The 15525-nt window shown below is 78.4% G+C and carries 14 protein-coding genes; 7 read left to right on the plus strand and 7 right to left on the minus strand.

From position 1 onward, the window contains the following. Both MHY85_RS16060 and MHY85_RS16065 read left to right on the plus strand, forming a co-directional pair. Positions 1-419, plus strand: a 419-nt coding sequence (locus MHY85_RS16060; protein WP_239198046.1) for a winged helix-turn-helix domain-containing protein, incomplete at its 5' end; no start/stop codon positions are given. A gap of 79 nt (positions 420-498) precedes the next feature. Next, positions 499-1566, plus strand: a complete 1068-nt coding sequence (locus MHY85_RS16065) for a YihY/virulence factor BrkB family protein (RefSeq protein WP_239198048.1) — start codon at positions 499-501, stop codon at positions 1564-1566. A gap of 54 nt (positions 1567-1620) precedes the next feature. Here MHY85_RS16065 and MHY85_RS16070 read toward each other — a convergent pair whose 3' ends face one another. The 3 genes from MHY85_RS16070 to MHY85_RS16080 form a co-directional block, all read right to left on the minus strand. Next, positions 1621-3255, minus strand: coding sequence for a heme peroxidase family protein (locus MHY85_RS16070; RefSeq protein ID WP_239198050.1), 1635 nt, complete (start codon positions 3253-3255; stop codon positions 1621-1623). Positions 3256-3465: 210 nt separating this feature from the next. Further along, positions 3466-4614: a D-alanyl-D-alanine carboxypeptidase family protein gene (locus MHY85_RS16075; protein ID WP_239198052.1), complete on the minus strand. Its 1149-nt coding sequence runs from the start codon at positions 4612-4614 to the stop codon at positions 3466-3468. Positions 4615-4922: 308 nt separating this feature from the next. Beyond that, complete coding sequence (locus tag MHY85_RS16080; protein ID WP_239198054.1) at positions 4923-6290, minus strand: hypothetical protein; 1368 nt, start codon at positions 6288-6290, stop codon at positions 4923-4925. Positions 6291-6681: 391 nt separating this feature from the next. On the opposite strand from MHY85_RS16080, the gene MHY85_RS16085 reads away from it, so the two are divergent. Continuing rightward, positions 6682-7140 (plus strand): universal stress protein, encoded by a 459-nt coding sequence (locus MHY85_RS16085; RefSeq protein WP_239198056.1) that lies wholly within the window; start codon positions 6682-6684, stop codon positions 7138-7140. A 27-nt stretch (positions 7141-7167) separates the two neighbouring features. Here the strand turns inward: MHY85_RS16085 and MHY85_RS16090 are convergent, their stop codons facing one another. Genes MHY85_RS16090 through MHY85_RS16100 form a run of 3 tightly spaced genes read right to left on the minus strand, consistent with a single transcriptional unit; the run spans position 7168 to position 9453 of the window. Beyond that, positions 7168-8805, minus strand: a complete 1638-nt coding sequence (locus MHY85_RS16090) for a RecQ family ATP-dependent DNA helicase (protein ID WP_239198058.1) — start codon at positions 8803-8805, stop codon at positions 7168-7170. 29 nt (positions 8806-8834) lie between these two features. Then, positions 8835-9077: a hypothetical protein gene (locus MHY85_RS16095; protein ID WP_239198060.1), complete on the minus strand. Its 243-nt coding sequence runs from the start codon at positions 9075-9077 to the stop codon at positions 8835-8837. Between the two features lie 25 nt (positions 9078-9102). Next, positions 9103-9453, minus strand: a complete 351-nt coding sequence (locus MHY85_RS16100) for a hypothetical protein (RefSeq protein ID WP_239198062.1) — start codon at positions 9451-9453, stop codon at positions 9103-9105. 149 nt (positions 9454-9602) lie between these two features. On the opposite strand from MHY85_RS16100, the gene MHY85_RS16105 reads away from it, so the two are divergent. Then, a complete protein-coding gene (locus MHY85_RS16105; protein WP_239198064.1) occupies positions 9603-10391 on the plus strand; it encodes a glycoside hydrolase family 16 protein in 789 nt (262 codons plus the stop codon). 48 nt (positions 10392-10439) lie between these two features. Here MHY85_RS16105 and MHY85_RS16110 read toward each other — a convergent pair whose 3' ends face one another. Next, complete coding sequence (locus tag MHY85_RS16110; RefSeq protein WP_239198066.1) at positions 10440-11261, minus strand: SDR family oxidoreductase; 822 nt, start codon at positions 11259-11261, stop codon at positions 10440-10442. A 323-nt stretch (positions 11262-11584) separates the two neighbouring features. Between MHY85_RS16110 and MHY85_RS16115 the strand changes: the two genes are divergently transcribed. The 3 genes from MHY85_RS16115 to MHY85_RS16125 all read left to right on the plus strand — a co-directional run. Next, positions 11585-13573 (plus strand): caspase family protein, encoded by a 1989-nt coding sequence (locus tag MHY85_RS16115; RefSeq protein ID WP_239198068.1) that lies wholly within the window; start codon positions 11585-11587, stop codon positions 13571-13573. Next, on the plus strand, positions 13570-14448 hold the full coding sequence (locus MHY85_RS16120; RefSeq protein WP_239198070.1) for a hypothetical protein: 879 nt from the start codon (positions 13570-13572) through the stop codon (positions 14446-14448). The genes MHY85_RS16115 and MHY85_RS16120 overlap by 4 nt, the downstream gene beginning before the upstream one ends. Before the next feature lie 19 nt (positions 14449-14467). Next, positions 14468-15525 (plus strand): MFS transporter (locus tag MHY85_RS16125; RefSeq protein ID WP_239198072.1); only part of this gene is annotated, 1058 nt, incomplete at its 3' end.

Raw genomic sequence — 15525 nt, forward strand, 5'->3', positions numbered from 1 at the left:
CTGCCACGTCCGCCCGCCCCGCCGTCCACCCCGCGCGGCCGGCCGCGCCCGCCGCCGACCTGCCCACGCAGGCCGACCTGCGCCGGTTCGAGGAGCTGCTCGCCGCGCTGCCGCTGACCCCCGCCGTGCTCGTCGACCTGCCCGGCCGCCGCCTCGTGGTCGACGGCCGGGACGTCGACCTGACCCGCCAGGAGTTCGACCTGGTCGCGTACCTGGCCCGGTCGGCGGGCCGCGTGGTGACCCGCGACGAGCTGTACGACGGCGCCTGGCGCAGCCAGGACCTGTCCGACCGCACCCGCACCGTCGACGTGCACGTCCGCCGGGTGCGCGCCAAGTCCGGGCTCGACGGGCTGATCGCGACGGTCCGCGGCGTCGGCTACCGGCTCAACGTCCTGGACGGCCTGCGCGTCGAGGGCTGAGCGGCGTTCCTGTGGCGGGCCGGGGCCCGGCGGGTGACGCTGGCGACCGGAACACGCCCGCACCGCCCAGGAGGTCCCCGTGGCCCACGACGACCAGACGAGCACCGAGCGCGCCGACGCCCCGGCCCCGGACGACCCGCGCAAGCCCGACTCCCCCGACGACCTGACCAAGCGGTCCTGGAAGTACGTGCTGCGCACGACGGTCCGCGAGTTCAACCACGACCAGTGCACCGACCTGGCCGCCGCGCTCACGTACTACGCGGTGCTGGCGATCGCACCGGGCCTGCTGGCCGTGGTGTCGATCCTCGGCCTGGTCGGGGACGGGCAGCAGCTCGTCGAGGACCTCGTGACGACCGCGACCGGGATCATCGGCCAGGACTCGGCCGAGGAGACGCTGCAGCCGATCTTGGAGAACCTCACCAACTCCCCCGGCGCCGGCCTGACGTTCGTGGTCTCGCTGGTGGTCGCGCTGTGGTCGGCGTCCGGGTACGTGAACGCCTTCAGCCGCGGCATCAACCGGGTCTACGAGATCGACGAGGGCCGCCCGATCTGGAAGCTGCGCCCCGTCCTGCTCCTGGTCACGCTGGTGCTGGTGCTGTTCGCCGTGGTGATCGTCGTGGCCGTCGTGCTCTCGGGCGGCATCGCCGAGAGCGTCGGCGACGCCATCGGCCTGAGCTCGGCCGCCGTGACCGCCTGGAACATCGCCAAGTGGCCCGTCGTGCTGCTGCTCGTCATCGTCGCGGTGGCGATCCTGTACTACTTCACGCCGAACGTCCGGCAGCCGAAGTTCCGCTGGATGAGCGTCGGCGCGCTGGTGGCCGTCGTCGTGTGGATCCTGGCGTCGCTCGGCTTCGGGTTCTACGTCGCGAACTTCGGGTCGTACGGCAGCACCTACGGCTCGCTCGCCGGCGCCATCGTCCTGCTGCTGTGGCTGTGGATCACCAACCTCGCGCTGCTGTTCGGCGCCGAGCTGGACGCGGAGATCGAGCGCGGCCGCGAGCTCCAGGGCGGCATCGAGGCGGAGCGCACCATCCAGCTGCCGCCCCGGGACACCCGCGCGAGCGAGAAGAAGCGGGCGAAGGCGGAGGAGGACGTCCGCCGCGGCCGGCTGCTGCGGGAGTCGCGCCGCACCCGCCCGCCGCGCTGACGGCGGGCCGGGCGCCGTCGCGGCGCCGCGCCCTGGCGGCGCGGCGCCGCACCGTCAGGGCGCGGTGACCCCCGCGACGTCGAGCAGGTCCGCCAGACCGCCGATCGTGCGGGCGCCGTCGCCGCCCGGCATGACCGGCACCGGCCCGGTCCCCCAGGCCGGGACGGTCGTCAGGAACGAGCCCGGCTCGTGCCGCATGAGCCCGATGATCGTCTCGGCGACCAGCCTGCTGCCGACCGGCCCGAGCGAGTTCCCGGACGTCAGGACCTCGGCCTCCTTCAGGACGTAGTACCACAGCGGCGTGCGCCCGGTGAGCTCGGGGCTCGTGAGCGCGGAGCGCACGCCGGCCGGGGCTCCGCGGAGCAGCTCGGCGCGGCTCAGCGGCCGGATGTGCAGGGCCCGCGCCACGGCCTCCCCCGTGGGCACGCCCAGCAGGTAGCCCCGCAGGAGGTTCCGCTTGGCCAGGTGCTCCTGGATGCCCGCCAGGTCGCGCGGCTCGTTCCGCATCACCGACAGGTCGTCGGCGAGCTGCGTGTCGATCGCGCGGGCGAAGTGCCGCGGGTCCGGGTCGCCCTTGTCGACGAACCGGTCCCACTCGATCGCCCAGTTCTCCGGCAGGGTCTGCGCGCCCCCGATGAACCCGCCGCGTCCGGTGAACTGGAACAGCTGGTCCAGCGTGGCCCGCGGCGCGACGAACCCGGGGTCGCCGAAGTTCCGGTTGTAGTCGTAGCTGTTGCGCACCTGGGAGTGCCCGAACCGGAACGCCGCGACGGAGAACTCCAGCGGCATGACGGGCGGCCGCTTCGCCGGGAACCGCTGCAGGTACAGGCCCTTGAGCTCGGACAGCACCCAGTCGACCGTGCCCGGCACCGTCACCGTGCGCAGGTAGTCGTGCACGATCAGCCACTGGTGGGTGTGCCGCACGAGCTGCTGCGCCTTGGCGAGCAGGTCCGCGTCGGACAGCCCCGGCTCCGCGGTGCGGATCGCGGTGACCACCGCGTTGTGGAACCGCAGGTAGGCCGTGTGCAGCTGGGCGACGACCAGGTTCTCGTCGTTCCGGGAGTCGCCGATCGTCGCCGGGAACTGGGTGCGCCCCGTCGCGGGATCGGTGACCGGGTGCCGGCCCGGCAGGTCGCGCGACGCGGGGTCGGCGGCGGCCGGCACCGGCTGGCCCGGCGCGGGCGACGCGAGCGTGCCCACCCGCAGGAACGGCCCGTCGTAGAACGCCGCGGAGCGGTCGCCCCCGGGACCGTCCCCGTACACCGAGTCGAGGTTGAGGTACGGCTGCCGGGCGTTCCCGAGCGCGGACCGGACCGTGGCCGCGTCGACGGGGCGCAGCGCCGGGTCGGCGACCGCCGGCTGCTGCAGGCGCGGGTCGGCGGAGTCCTCGAGGGTCAGGTCGTGGTCGATGAACTGGCCCCAGTACGTGTAGACCGCCGGGATGGTCGACGGCGGCGCCGGGCTCGCGGCGGGCTCCGCCATCGCCCCGCCGAGGCGGCGGAGCAGCGCGATCACCTGCGGCGGGTCGGCGGCCGGGAGGTGCGCGTCCTCCTCGCCGACCAGGTCGGCGAGCAGGTAGCCGAAGTCCGAGGCGCGGGCCTGGCGGTGCAGGACCTCGCCGTGGCCGACGTTCTCGACCACCCGCCCGGCGACGGCGGGCGCGGCGGTCTCGGTCTGCGTGGCGTTCATGGGATCCCCCTGGGCGGTGCCGGGGCCCGGTGGCGCCCGGCTCGGGTGGCGGACCCGCGCCGCGCTGGGCGGCGGGGCGGGCGGTCCGGTCGCCGCCGGGGGGTCGCGGGCGGCGCGGGCTGCGAGGCCGGCGCGCGCGCCGACGACGACGTCGGGGCCGCGCGAGCCGGCGCGCGTGACGCCCATCACACCACCGCCCCGGGGGCCGGTTCAAGAGTCGGCGGGGCTGCTTCCGGCCGCGGTGCCCGCGCCGGCGGTCGCCGGCGCCGGCTCGCCCGTGTACTCCCAGTGCCACGGCTCCGGCGGGCCGGACCCTCCGGGGCCGGCCCACGCGGGGTGCTCCCAGCCGTGCGCCGGCCCGTGCTCCGTCATCCACCGGTACAGCGGCGCGTCGAACTGCCCGACCCCGCCGAACCCGGCGAAGTCGACCGCCACTCCCCAGCCGTGGTGCGACACGCCGGCGGGCGCCGCGAGACCGCCCTTCGCGGTCTTCAGCGCCGCCTGCTCCGCGTAGGTCCGGTACGTGCTCCCGACGGGCAGGTCGCTCCCGTGCTCCGCCCGGAACTCCTCGTTCAGGCCGACCAGGGCGACGACCGCGTCGCAGCGCAGCCGCGCGCCCGGCGCGAACGGCACCGGGCAGAGCAGCACGGGGTCGATCGTGCCGTCCGCGAGCAGCCCGGCGGGGCGGCCGTCCCCACCGCCCGTCCGGACGGGCGCGCCGACGACGCGCCCGTCCAGCACCGGCAGGTCCGCCGCGGCCCGGGCGGCCTCGCTCACGGCGTCCTCGACCCGCTCGAGGCCCGCGCCGTCGCCCGCCCCGTGCTCCGCCGCCACCGGCACGCTGCGCTCGACGGCCAGCGCCAGCCGGAAGACCGCACCGGCCGCCTGGCGCGCCCGCACGGCCGCGGCCACGCGGTCGCCCGGGGTCGCCGCCGGCTGGGACCACGCGTCGGTGAGGCGCACGACCGCCGCGTCCAGGCCGGGCAGGTCGGCGAGCGGCTGCGGGGACACCCGCAACGGCTCCACCCCCGCGGCGGCGTCCAGGGCGGCCCGGGCGAGCAGCGCGGTCTCGGCGGAGAGGGCCGGCTCCTCGGCGGCGGTCCTCGCCGTCCACCGCGCGCCGTCGGCGGACGCGGCTCGTCCGGGGGAGAACGCGGTCGCGGACGCGGGCGCGGCGACGGCCGGTGCCGTCGTCCCCGTGCCGTCCGGGACGCCGCCCCCGGTCACCGCGGCGCCGAGCGCCACGACCAGCCCGCCGGCGAGCAGCGACCGCGCGCCCGTCCGGGCGACCGCCGCGCCGCGGCCGAGCCGCGCGCGCCCCGCCAGCCGGTGGTGCGGGCGGCGCGGCGCTGACGGCATCGCGGGGGCTCCTGGACGAGGCGGGTCGCTGGTCCGCGCGGGCGCGGCCACCGGGGGGTCCCGGTCCCGCGACGGCCGGTCGTGCCCGCGCCGGGAGCCGCGTCGCCGCCGACGCCCCACCCGGGGCGTCGGTGCCGCCGCCACCCGCGAGGTGCGCGCCGGTCGTGCCGGGCCCTGCGCCCGGCCACCGCCACGGGCGCCCCGTTGCTCCGAGGCGTGCCGTCCGGCCAGCGTAGGAACGGCCGCCCGAGGGTGTCAACGGCAACGGGTGACGCCGGTCACACCGCGCGGCCGTCGTCCGCACGCCGTCACAGCGCGTCGAGCGCCGCCCGGGCCGCGCGGAGCCGCTGGTCGGCGCGCTCCGCGTGCCGCGCCGCGGCCGTCCGGGCCGAGCGCGCGTGCCGCACCTCGAGCCCGACCTCGCGCGCCTCCTGCTCGGCCGTGGCCAGGGCCGCGCGCAGCCGCTCCATCTCCTCGCGGGCGCGCTCGATCGTGGCCGCCAGCTCGTCGGCGCGCTCCTGCGCCGCGCGGAGCCGGTCGTCGGCGGCGTCCCGGGCGGCACGGCGCTGCTCCCACTCCTCCCCCGCCAGGGCGACGTCGTGCTCGGCGCTGCTGACGGCCGCGGCGCGGCGGCGCTCCCGGGCCTCGCGCTCGGCCTCGGCGCGACGCTCGCGCTCGGCGCGGGCGGCCTGCTCGCGCGCCTCGCGCTCGGCGCGCGCGGCCCGGTCCCGCGCGTCGCGCTCGGCCCGGGCGGCCTGGGCGGAGCTGCGCGCGTCCGGGCGGCCCGACCCGGCCGTCCCGCCCGAGGGCGTGCGCCGCTGCCCGCGGGCGGGCTGCTCGGCACCGTCGGGCTGCTCGGCGCGGGCCGGCCCCGGGCGCGCGGCGGGCGCCGCGCCCGCGCCGTCGTCGGCGACCCGGACCCGTCCCCGGCGACGACCCTGCCCCGGCTGCCCGCCGTCACCGCGCGGCGCCTCGTCGCCCCCGGCGCCCGGCGGCACCGCCCGCAGCGGCTGCTCGGGCTCCTCCGCCGTGAGCAGCCGCCCACGCCGCCGGCGCGGGGGGCCGTCGCCCGTCCCCGTCCGATCGTCGTCCGCCTGATCGGCCCCGGGCGCGGCGGGCACCGCCCGCATCGGGGTCCGCCGCCCCGGGGCCCCGGCCAGCGGGGGCGCGCCCGGCACGGCCACGGCCCCGTCGACGTCGACGGGCTCGAACCCCGAGGAGAACAGGTCCCGCACGAGCAACCCGGTGGCCACCGCGGCCGCCGCGTCCGGGTCGCCCATGGCCGCCCGGAGCGTCGCCTCGACCTGACCCCGCACCGCGGCCCCGGCCGCACCGCCCAGCAGGTCCAGCGCCGCGTCCGCCGCGGCCCCCACCGCGCGCTGCTGCTCGGCGTGCAGGGCGCGCAGGTCGGCGCCGGCCAGGGCCGCCTGGGCCTCGCGGAGCCGCACCCCGAGGTCGAGCAGCCCGGCGAGGTCGTCGGCCCGCTCGCGGACGAGGAGGTTCACCGCGGCGGCCGCCGAGGACGGCTTGCGCAGCGCGCCGACCGACCGCGCCAGGTCGCGGTCGCCGTCCTGCCGCGCGGCGCGCACGGCGGCCGTGCGGGCGGCGGTGAACTCGGCGGGCGGCACGCCGTACAGGCCCGCCGCCACCTCCGCCAGGTCCGCCAGGTCCGCCACCGCCGCCACCTCCCGTCCCACCCTGTCCGGGCCCGCCCGTCGCGCCGGCCCGACCCGCTCGTCGCAGCCGGTGCAGCCCGGCGCGCCGGCCGCGCCCCGTCGACCCCAGCGAACCACGCGCACCGCCCGCACGCCCGCGTCCGCGCTGGTCCGGCCCCGGCGCGACCCACGCTCCCCGAGATCGGCTCTTCCGCCCGAGATCGGTCGCAGGAGGCACCGGTCTCGGCGCGAAGCACCGATCTCGGCGCGGGGGCCCGCCGCGGCGGCGCACCCGCGGGGGTCCCAGGGCGCGGACGGGACCCGTCCGGCGGGCGGATGGCGCTCGCGCCGGTCGCCCCAGCCGATAGCGTCGGGCCGACGGCGACAGCGGGTGCGAGAGGGACGGTGCGGCGTGACCGGCCAGCAGTTCGAGATCGGCCACGACGGGCCCACGGCCGTCGTCGTGGGCGTGGACGGGTCCGACCCCTCGCTGCGCGCAGCCGCGTACGCGGTGGGCGTGTGCCGGCGCTCGGGTGGTCGCCTCGTGGTCGTCTACGTGCGCGAGCCCGGCGGCGGCGTGGCGTCGCTGATGGACACGACCGGCGCGGCGAGCGTCGCCGTCGCCGAGCACCAGGACGCCGTCGAGCGCGCGCTCCGCGACCCCCGGGCGCTCGCCGACGCCCGCGGCGTGCCCGTCCAGCTCGTGGTCCGCACGGGCGACCCGTACCAGGTGCTGTCCGCGGTCGCCCACGAGGTGCGGGCGGACAGCGTGGTGGTCGGGTCGTCGGCCAGCATCGGGCACCGGATCGCGGGCTCGCTCGCCGTGCGGCTCGTGCGCAACGCGCGCTGGCCGGTCACCGTCGTGCCCTGAGCCCCGCCGGGCGGCGCGACCGCGTCGTCAGGCCGCCGTCGGCGCCCCCGACACGGGCCGCAGGAGCCCCGCGTCCAGCGCCACCGCGGTGTCGAGCGTGACGTACCCGCGCTCGGCGAAGAAGACCGTGACCCGGTCCTCCTCGACCACGGACACCTGCCCGGGGCCCCACTCGGCGTGCTCGACGGCCTGCCCGGGCCGCAGCGGTGCGTCCTCGACCTCGACCGACGTCCCGGCGTCGCAGGAGTCGCACGCCCCGCAGGGGCGCGGGTGCTTCTCCCCCAGCAGCTCGAGCAGGAGCCGGCGGCGGCAGTCGGTGGTGTCGGCGTACGCCCGCACGACCTCGACCCGCGACCGCTCGACGGCCCGGCGCTCCTCCTGGCGCTCGGCCGCCGCCCGGGAGGCCGCCTGCGCGGACAACCCGGTCGCGACGAGCGCGCCGCCCTCCTCGCGCCGCACCGCGCCCGTGTCCAGCAGCACGCCCAGCGCCCGGGAGACCGTCCGCGCCGCCAACCCGCTCGCCCGCGCCAGCGCGCGCTGGTCCCGCGCCGCGTCGGGCGCCTCGCGCACCGCCGCCAGCACCGCCGCCAGCGTGCCCTGCCGCGGGACCCCGCCCGAGCGCAGGTACTGGTTGAGGCCGATGTCGTCGGGGCGGCTCACCAGGACCGCCCGGGCCGGTTCGCCGTCGCGGCCGGCCCGGCCGACCTCCTGGTAGTACGCGTCGAGGGAGGTGGGCGGCCCGGCGTGCACGACGAACCGCACGTCCGCGCGGTCCACGCCCATGCCGAACGCGCTGGTCGCCACGACCAGGTCCTGCTCGCCGGACAGGAAGGCCCGTTCGACCGCGGCGCGCTCCTTCGCGGGCAGCCCGGCGTGGTAGCCCCGGGCGGCGAACCCCGCCCGCCCCAGCGCCTCGACCAGCTCCTCGACGTGCGACCGGGTGCGGGCGTACACGAGCCCCGCCCCACCGGGGTCGTCCGCCAGGTCGCGCACCACCGCCACGACCCGGTCGTCGCGCTCCCGGGGCGTGGACGCGTGGTGCGCCCCGAGCCAGATGTTCGGCCGGTCGGCGTCGTGCACCAGCACGCGGGCGTCGACCATGCCGAGCCGCTCGACGATCTCGCCGCGGACCTGCGGCGACGCCGTGGCGGTGAGCGCGAGGACCCGCGGCCGGCCGAGCCGCTCGACGGTGCCGGCCACGTGCACGTAGTCCGGCCGGAAGTCGTGGCCCCACTCGCTGACGCAGTGGGCCTCGTCCACGACGACGAGCCCGACGGGCGCCCGGTCCAGCGCCTCGGCGACGGCGGGGCGGACCAGCTGCTCCGGCCCCAGCACGAGCACGTCGAGGTCACCGGCCGCCGCGCGGCCCAGCGCCGCCGCCTGCGCCCGGGCACCCCGGGCCGAGCTCACCGACTCCGCGCGCAGCCCGGCCTCGCGGAGCCCGGCGACCTGGTCCCGCTGGAGGGCGAGCAGCGGCGAGACGACGACGGTCAGCCGCCCGCTCAGCAGCGTCGCGATCGCGTAGACGGCGGTCTTGCCCGCCCCCGACCGCGCGACGAGCAGCGTGTCCCGGTCCCGGAGCCCGTCCAGGGCGTCCCGCTGGGCCGCACGCAGCTCGGCGTCCTCCCCGAGCACGCGGCGCACGGCGGCGTCCAGGTCCGGCACGCCCGCGCCGGACCCGCCGGCCGGCCCCGTCACAGCGTGCGGGCGCGGTTCAGGCCGAGGAAGAACGCCCCGCCGCTGCACACGATGCCGACGGTGAACAGCCAGATCTCCGCGGTGTCGACCGCCAGGCCCATCAGGTACAGCCCGCCCACGAACAGCACGAAGCAGAACAGGAACAGCAGCACCCGCGCGGGAGGGGGCGGCGGGGGCTGCTCCTCGGACGCGCGGACGCGCTCGAGGTAGTCGTCGTCGGTCGTGCTGCGGTCGGACACCGTGGCCTCCGTGGTGGTGCGGCGCTCAGCGGCGCGGCTGGGCGGGGTTGGTGGGGACGCCGTGGGACGGCGGGTTCTGCGGCGGTCCCGCCGTCTCGGGGGACGCGCTGCTCGTCCCGGCGGGCCCCGGGGCGGCCTCCGCGGCCGGTGCCGCGGCGTCGCCGCCCGAGGGCCGCTGACCCTCCGCCAGGTCGAGCAGCCGGTGGTCGAGGATCTGGATCACCGCGACCCGGTTCGCGTGCGCCTCCTCGTAGCGGCGCAGCACGTCGATCTCGTCCGCCTCCAGGCTGCGGATCCGGTGGCCGAGCGAGCCGATCGGGAGGTGGTCGTAGTCCGGCACGGGCAGGTCCTCGCGACGCACGTCGTCGTCGGTCATCCGTCCTCCCGGGGTCCTGGCGGCGCCGGGTGCGCCGGCCTCCGTCGACGCTAGGCCGGGCCGCCGGGGCCTGCCACCGGAGCGCCGGGGCGCCCTACGATCGACGCGCCGGCGCGTCACCCGCGCCCCCGTCGACCGAGGGAGCCCCCGTGCCCGCACCCGCCCCGGGCCCGACCGTCCTCGACGAGCGGTTCACCTCCCGGCCGGAGGACCGCGGCTGGACGCTCGCGTACCTGCCCGCGTGGAGCTCGCGGAGCGCGGCCGCGGCCGCCGCCCGCACCAGCGCGGAGGGCCTGCACCTGACCATCCCGCCGGACCACCCGGTGTGGTGCCCCGGCGACCACGAGCCGCCGCTGCGCGTCTCCGCGGCGCAGAGCGGGTCGTGGTCGGGGCCGGTGGGCAGCACCCGCGGGCAGCAGCCGTTCCGGCCCGGGCAGACGGTCCGCGAGGAGCAGCCGGCCCGGTGGGCCTGCACCCCGCGGTCGGGCCGGGTGGAGGTGACCTGCCGGGCGACGGTCGGACCCGGGTCGATGTTCTCCGCCTGGCTGGTCGGGGTCGAGGACGTGCCCGAGCGCAGCGGCGAGCTCTGCCTGGTCGAGGTGTTCGGCGACACGCTCGCCCCCGGACCCGGTGGCGCCCCGACCGCGGCGCTCGGCTCGGGCGTGCACCCGTTCCGCGACCCCGGGCTCCGCGAGGAGTTCTCGGCGCCCCGGACGACGGTCGACGTCGCCGGCTGGCACACCTACGCCGTGGAGTGGCGGCCGGGGCGCGCGGTCTTCGAGCTCGACGGCGTCGTGACCCGGGAGCTCGCGCAGGCACCGGACTACCCGCTGCAGCTGATGCTCGGCGTCTTCGACTTCCCCGGGCGCCCGCACGGCGCCGGGTCCCCCGCCGTGCCGGAGCTCGTGGTGCGGCGCGTCCGGGTCACGCCGGGCTGAGCCCGGGCAGCGGGGGGCGGGCCCGGGCGGACCCGCCGGGCCCCGACCTCACGCGTCGGCGGGGTCGGGCCGCCCGCCGTCGAGCGGCTGCGTGAACCCCGCGTGCACCGCCGCCTTCGCGCGGTCGGGCAGCACCGCCGCCGCGGCGGTCTGCAGCCGGGCCTTGAGCGAGCGCACCTCGACCTTGTCCCTGCCCGCCATCAGCGCCTCGAACGCCTGGTCGGCGACGTCCGCCGGGTCGTCCTTCGGGCCACGGCCGACCGGGGTCCGCTCCATCCCGGCCCGCGCGAAGAACTCGGTGTCCGTCGGCCCCGGCAGCAGGGTCGTGACCGTGACGCCCGTCTCGGCGAGCTCGTGGTGGAGCGCCTCCCCGAACGACTGCACGAACGACTTCGACGCCGCGTAGGTGGCGTACCACGGCCCGGGCATGAGCGCCGCGGTGGAGGCGGTGAGCAGCACCCGGCCCGCGCCGCGCTGCACCATCGCGGGCAGCAGGGCCTTCGCGAGCCGCACGGTCCCGACGACGTTCAGGCCGATCACGGCCAGGTCGCCGTCGAGCGGCGTCTCCACGAACGGGCCGCCCGCTCCCCGGCCCGCGTTCAGCGCGAGCGCGTCCACCGGCCGGCCGGTGGCGCGCACGGCCGACACGAGCTCCGCGACGCCCTCGGCGGTGGCCAGGTCCGCGTGCACCGGCCGCACGGCGTTCCCGGCCGCGGTGAGAGCGTCGGCGGCCAGGGAGATCTGCGGCTCGTCGGCGGCGACGACCAGGTCGAACCCCTCGGCGGCGAACCGGCGGGCGAGCTCCAGCCCGATCCCGCTCGACGCGCCCGTGACGACCGCCAGCGGGCGGGTCGTGGTCTGCTCGGTCATGGTCCGGCCTCCCGTCGGCTGCGCGCGGGCGACGCGGCCGCACCCGCCCGTCGGACGCTAGGTCGGGTCCCGACGGGGCGCCACCGGGGCGGGGACCGGTGCCCCGGGAGGCCGGACGGGGCGGGCGCCGTTGCCCGTGTCCCGTCCGACGGAGGTGGCGCCGGCGATGACACGGACGGTAGCAGCGTGACGCACGCCACACCAGGGTCCCCGCGCTCCTTGACGCGCCCGCGCGCCGGTGCTGCACTCGGAGGGGTCCACACCCTGGACGACGGAGTCGAGATGGCCGCCCGCCCACACCCGTCAGCCACCCGACCGGTCGGGTGACCACCGTGGCGCGCGCGCTGGTCCTCGTGGGCGTGGCCCGCACCGGCGGCCGGTTCCCGGAGCTGCCGGCGGTGCCCGGTGCCGTCGCCGCCGTGCGCGCCTGGGCGACCGAGCAGGGCGTCCCGGACGACCTGGTGCTGACGTTCACCGACGACGACGGCACCCCGGTCACCTCGGGCGCCGTGCTCGCCGGCGTGCGCGCGCTGGTGGACCGTGGCGACGTCGACCAGCTCGTCGTCTACTTCAGCGGTCACGGCATCAACACCGGGAACGCCGAGTTCTGGCTGCTGACCGGCGCGCCGGAGGACGGCAGCCAGGCCGTGAACGTGTCGCTGACCTCCTGGTTCGCCGAGCGGCTGCCGGTGCGGCACGTCGTGCTCGTCTCGGACGCGTGCCGCACCGCCGCGACCACCGTCCAGGAGCTGAGCGTCCAGGGCGTCGCGCTGGTGCCCAACCTGCCGCCCCGCGCGCCCGCCGCGGCGGTCGACGTGTTCTACGCCTGCGCGCTGGGCGACCCGGCGTACGAGGTGAAGGACCCCACCGCGTCCGGCGCCGCCTACCAGGCGCTGTTCACCTCGGCGCTGGTCGGGGCGCTCCGCGGGGATCACCCGGCGCTCGTGACGCCGGGGCCCGTCGCGGACGGCGACCGGGCCGCGGGCGGAGTGGCCGGCAGCGCGCGGTTCGGGCTCGTGCAGCCGTGGCCGCTGAAGCGGGCGTTGCCCGGGCTGGTCGCCGAGCGGCTGACCGCGGCGCACGCGCCGCTCGACCTCGCGCAGACCCCGGACGCCCGGCTGTCGTCCGACCCGGTGGACGCCTGGCTGTCCCGGCTCGAGCCCTGGCCGGTCGCACCGGCCGCGGCGGAGACGCCCGGGACGGATGCTCCCGCGGAGCGGACCGCGGCGCCGGACGACGCGGCGGCCCCCGGCGCGCCCCCGGAGGCCGGGGCCGCCCTCGCGGACCCGGACCGCACCGCGCGGGAGCCGGCGCCCGCCGCCAGGACCGCCGCCGCCGAGGCCGCCGACCGCCTGGTGCTGGGGCTGGCGGTCGGGCTCGCGGCGGGGGCCGGCGGGCTGCCCGCGTCCGCCGTCGGGAGCACCGCCGCGCCGTCGGGGGCACCGGCCGCTCCGCCGTCGCCCGCACGGCCGCCCGGACCGGCGACCGCCGCGCCCGCCGTGCCCGCGCCGATCCCGGCGCCCGACCTGGAGGTGGCCCCGCTGCCCGCGGCGCCGCGCCCGGGCGGGCCGGTGGTGGTGGTGCAGGGCGACCGCGCGCTGGACGTCGTCCCGGTGTCGCCGACCGCCGTCGTCGTCACGTTCGCCTCGGGCGGCTGCGCGGTGCTCCCCACGCTGCCGGGACGGGTCACGCTCGCCACCGTCGAGCACGGCCGCCTGGTCGACTGCGCGCTCCCCCGCACCCCCGGGGCCGACGCCGTCCCGCCGCCGGGGGCGGACGGCGCCGTCGCGCGCCGGGCCCTCGCGGCCGCGTGGTCCCGGTTCGGCCTGCGCCCCGACGACGACGAGGACGACGACGAGCACGCCGGGCCGCCCGGACCCCGGGACCCGGCGGACGACCCTGCCCGGGCGGCGCGGCGCGCGGTCGCCGTGGACGCCGACCCGCTCGCGGCGCTGTACCGCGCCTGGGAGCTGCACGACCGCGGCAGGCGCGCGGCGATCGCCGACCTGGCCGAGGCGGGGTTCCCGGGGGCGCGGCTGTTCGACGTCGTGCTGCTGGCCTCCGGCCCGGACCCCGGGCGCGACGACCGGCCGGTCGACTGGGCCGGGCTCCTCACGCCGGTGCCCCTGCTGTCCCGCGGGTGGCCGCTGCTCGCCGCCGCGCCGCCCGGGGTCCAGGACCGCGCACTGTCGTTCCCCGCGCGGCTGCCGTCGCACTGGACGCTGTTCGCCGCCGAGAACGCCGACCGCGTCGCCGAGGTCGCCGCCGCGGCGCCCGCCCCCGACCCGCCGCACCCCGAGGAGGAACCATGAGGACGCTCGTGCTGGTGCACGGCCGGGCCCAGGAGCACAAGGACCCGCTCGCGGTGAAGCAGGAGTGGCTGTCCGCGCTCGACGTGGGCGCGCACCACGCCGGCCGGCCCGTCGACCTCCCCGACGACCGGGTCCGGCTGCCCTACTACGGCCAGACCCTGTTCGACCTGGTCGCGGGCGACGCCGAGCACGCCACGGAGGTCGTCGTCCGCGGCGCGGAGGGCGGGCCGGACGCCGAGACGCTGTTCGTTCGGGAGACGCTGCTCGAGATCGCCGAGCGGGCCGGCGTGGCCGAGGACGCGGCGCGGGAGGCGGCCGCCGACGCCGCGGTCGAGCGCGGCCCGATGAACTGGCGCTGGGTCCGGGCCACGCTCACCGCCCTCGACCGGCTGCCCAACGTCAGCGCCTGGTCGATCGCGCTCGCCACCCGGGACGTCTACCAGTACCTGCACAACGTGCGCGTGCGGGACACGATCGAGGACGGCGTGCGGCAGGCGCTCGACGGCACCGAGGGCGCCGTCGTGGTGTCGCACTCGCTCGGCACCGTCGTCGCGTACAACCTGCTGCGCCGCGAGGCGGGTCCCCGGGGGTGGGACGTGCCGCTCCTGGTCACCCTCGGGTCGCCGCTGGGCGTGACGAACATCAGCCGCACGCTGCGCCCGGTGTCCTGGCCCGACCCCGTCGGCGCCTGGTTCAACGCGTACGACCCGGAGGACCTGGTCGCCCTGCACCCGCTGACCGCGCCGTGGTTCCCGGTCGACCGGATCGACGACTACGGCAAGGTCGACAACCCGACGTCCAACCAGCACGGCATCTCCGGGTACCTCTCCGACTCCCGGGTCGCGGCGACGATCCTCGAGGCGCTGGCGGGGTGACCGCTAGCATCTCGCCCTTGTGAGCCGCCTCCTGCAGACCGTCCTGCCCGCCCGGCTGGGGGTCCCGTTCCGGTGGCTGATCGCGTCCTCGTGGACCAGCAACCTCGCGGACGGCATCGCCATCGCGGCCGGGCCGCTGCTCGTCGCGTCGCTCACCCGGGACGCCCGGCTGGTCGCGCTCGCCGCCACGCTGCAGTGGCTGCCGCCGCTGCTGTTCGGGCTGCTCGCCGGCGCGCTCGCCGACCGGTGGGACCGGCGCCGCATCGTGCTGGTGGTGGACGTCGCCCGGGCCGTGGTGCTCGCGGCGCTCGCCGGCACGCTCGCGTCGGGCCACGTCACGATCGGCCTCGTGCTCGGCGCGCTGTTCCTGCTCGGCACGGCGGAGGTGTTCGCCGACAACGCCGCGCAGACCTTCCTGCCCATGCTCGTCGCGCGCGACGACCTGGCCCTGGCGAACTCCCGGCTCCAGGTCGGGTTCATCACGGTCAACCAGCTGGCCGGCCCGCCGCTCGGCGCCGCGCTGTTCGCGGCCGGGTGGCTGTGGCCGTTCGCCACCCAGGCGGTCGTCGTCGCCGCCGCGGCGCTGCTGGTCGCGCGGATCGCGCTGCCCGCGCACCCCCGCGAGCCGGGCACGCGCAGCCACCTCGGCCGGGACATCGCCGAGGGCTTCCGGTGGACCGTGCGGCACGCCGCGGTCCGCACCCTGGTGCTGACCATCTTCATCTTCAACATCACGTTCGGCGCCGCCTGGTCCGTGCTCGTGCTCTACGCGACGCGGCGGCTCGGGCTCGGCGAGATCGGCTACGGCCTGCTCACCACGGTCAGCGCCTGCGGCGGCCTCGCGGGCGGCGCCGCCTACGGCTGGATCACCCGGCGGGTGTCGCTCGGGAACCTCATGCGCATCGGGCTGATCCTGGAGACCCTGACGCACCTGGGGCTCGCGCTGACCCGGCAGGCCTGGGTCGCCGTCGTGATCTTCTTCCTGTTCGGCGCGCACGCGTTCGTGTGGGGCACGACGTCGGTCAGCGTCCGACAGCGGGCGGTGCCGCCGGCCCTGCAGGGACGCGTCGGCAGCGT

This window comes from Cellulomonas sp. ACRRI (assembly GCF_022346185.1).
In the GTDB taxonomy this organism is placed as follows: Bacteria; Actinomycetota; Actinomycetes; order Actinomycetales; family Cellulomonadaceae; genus Cellulomonas.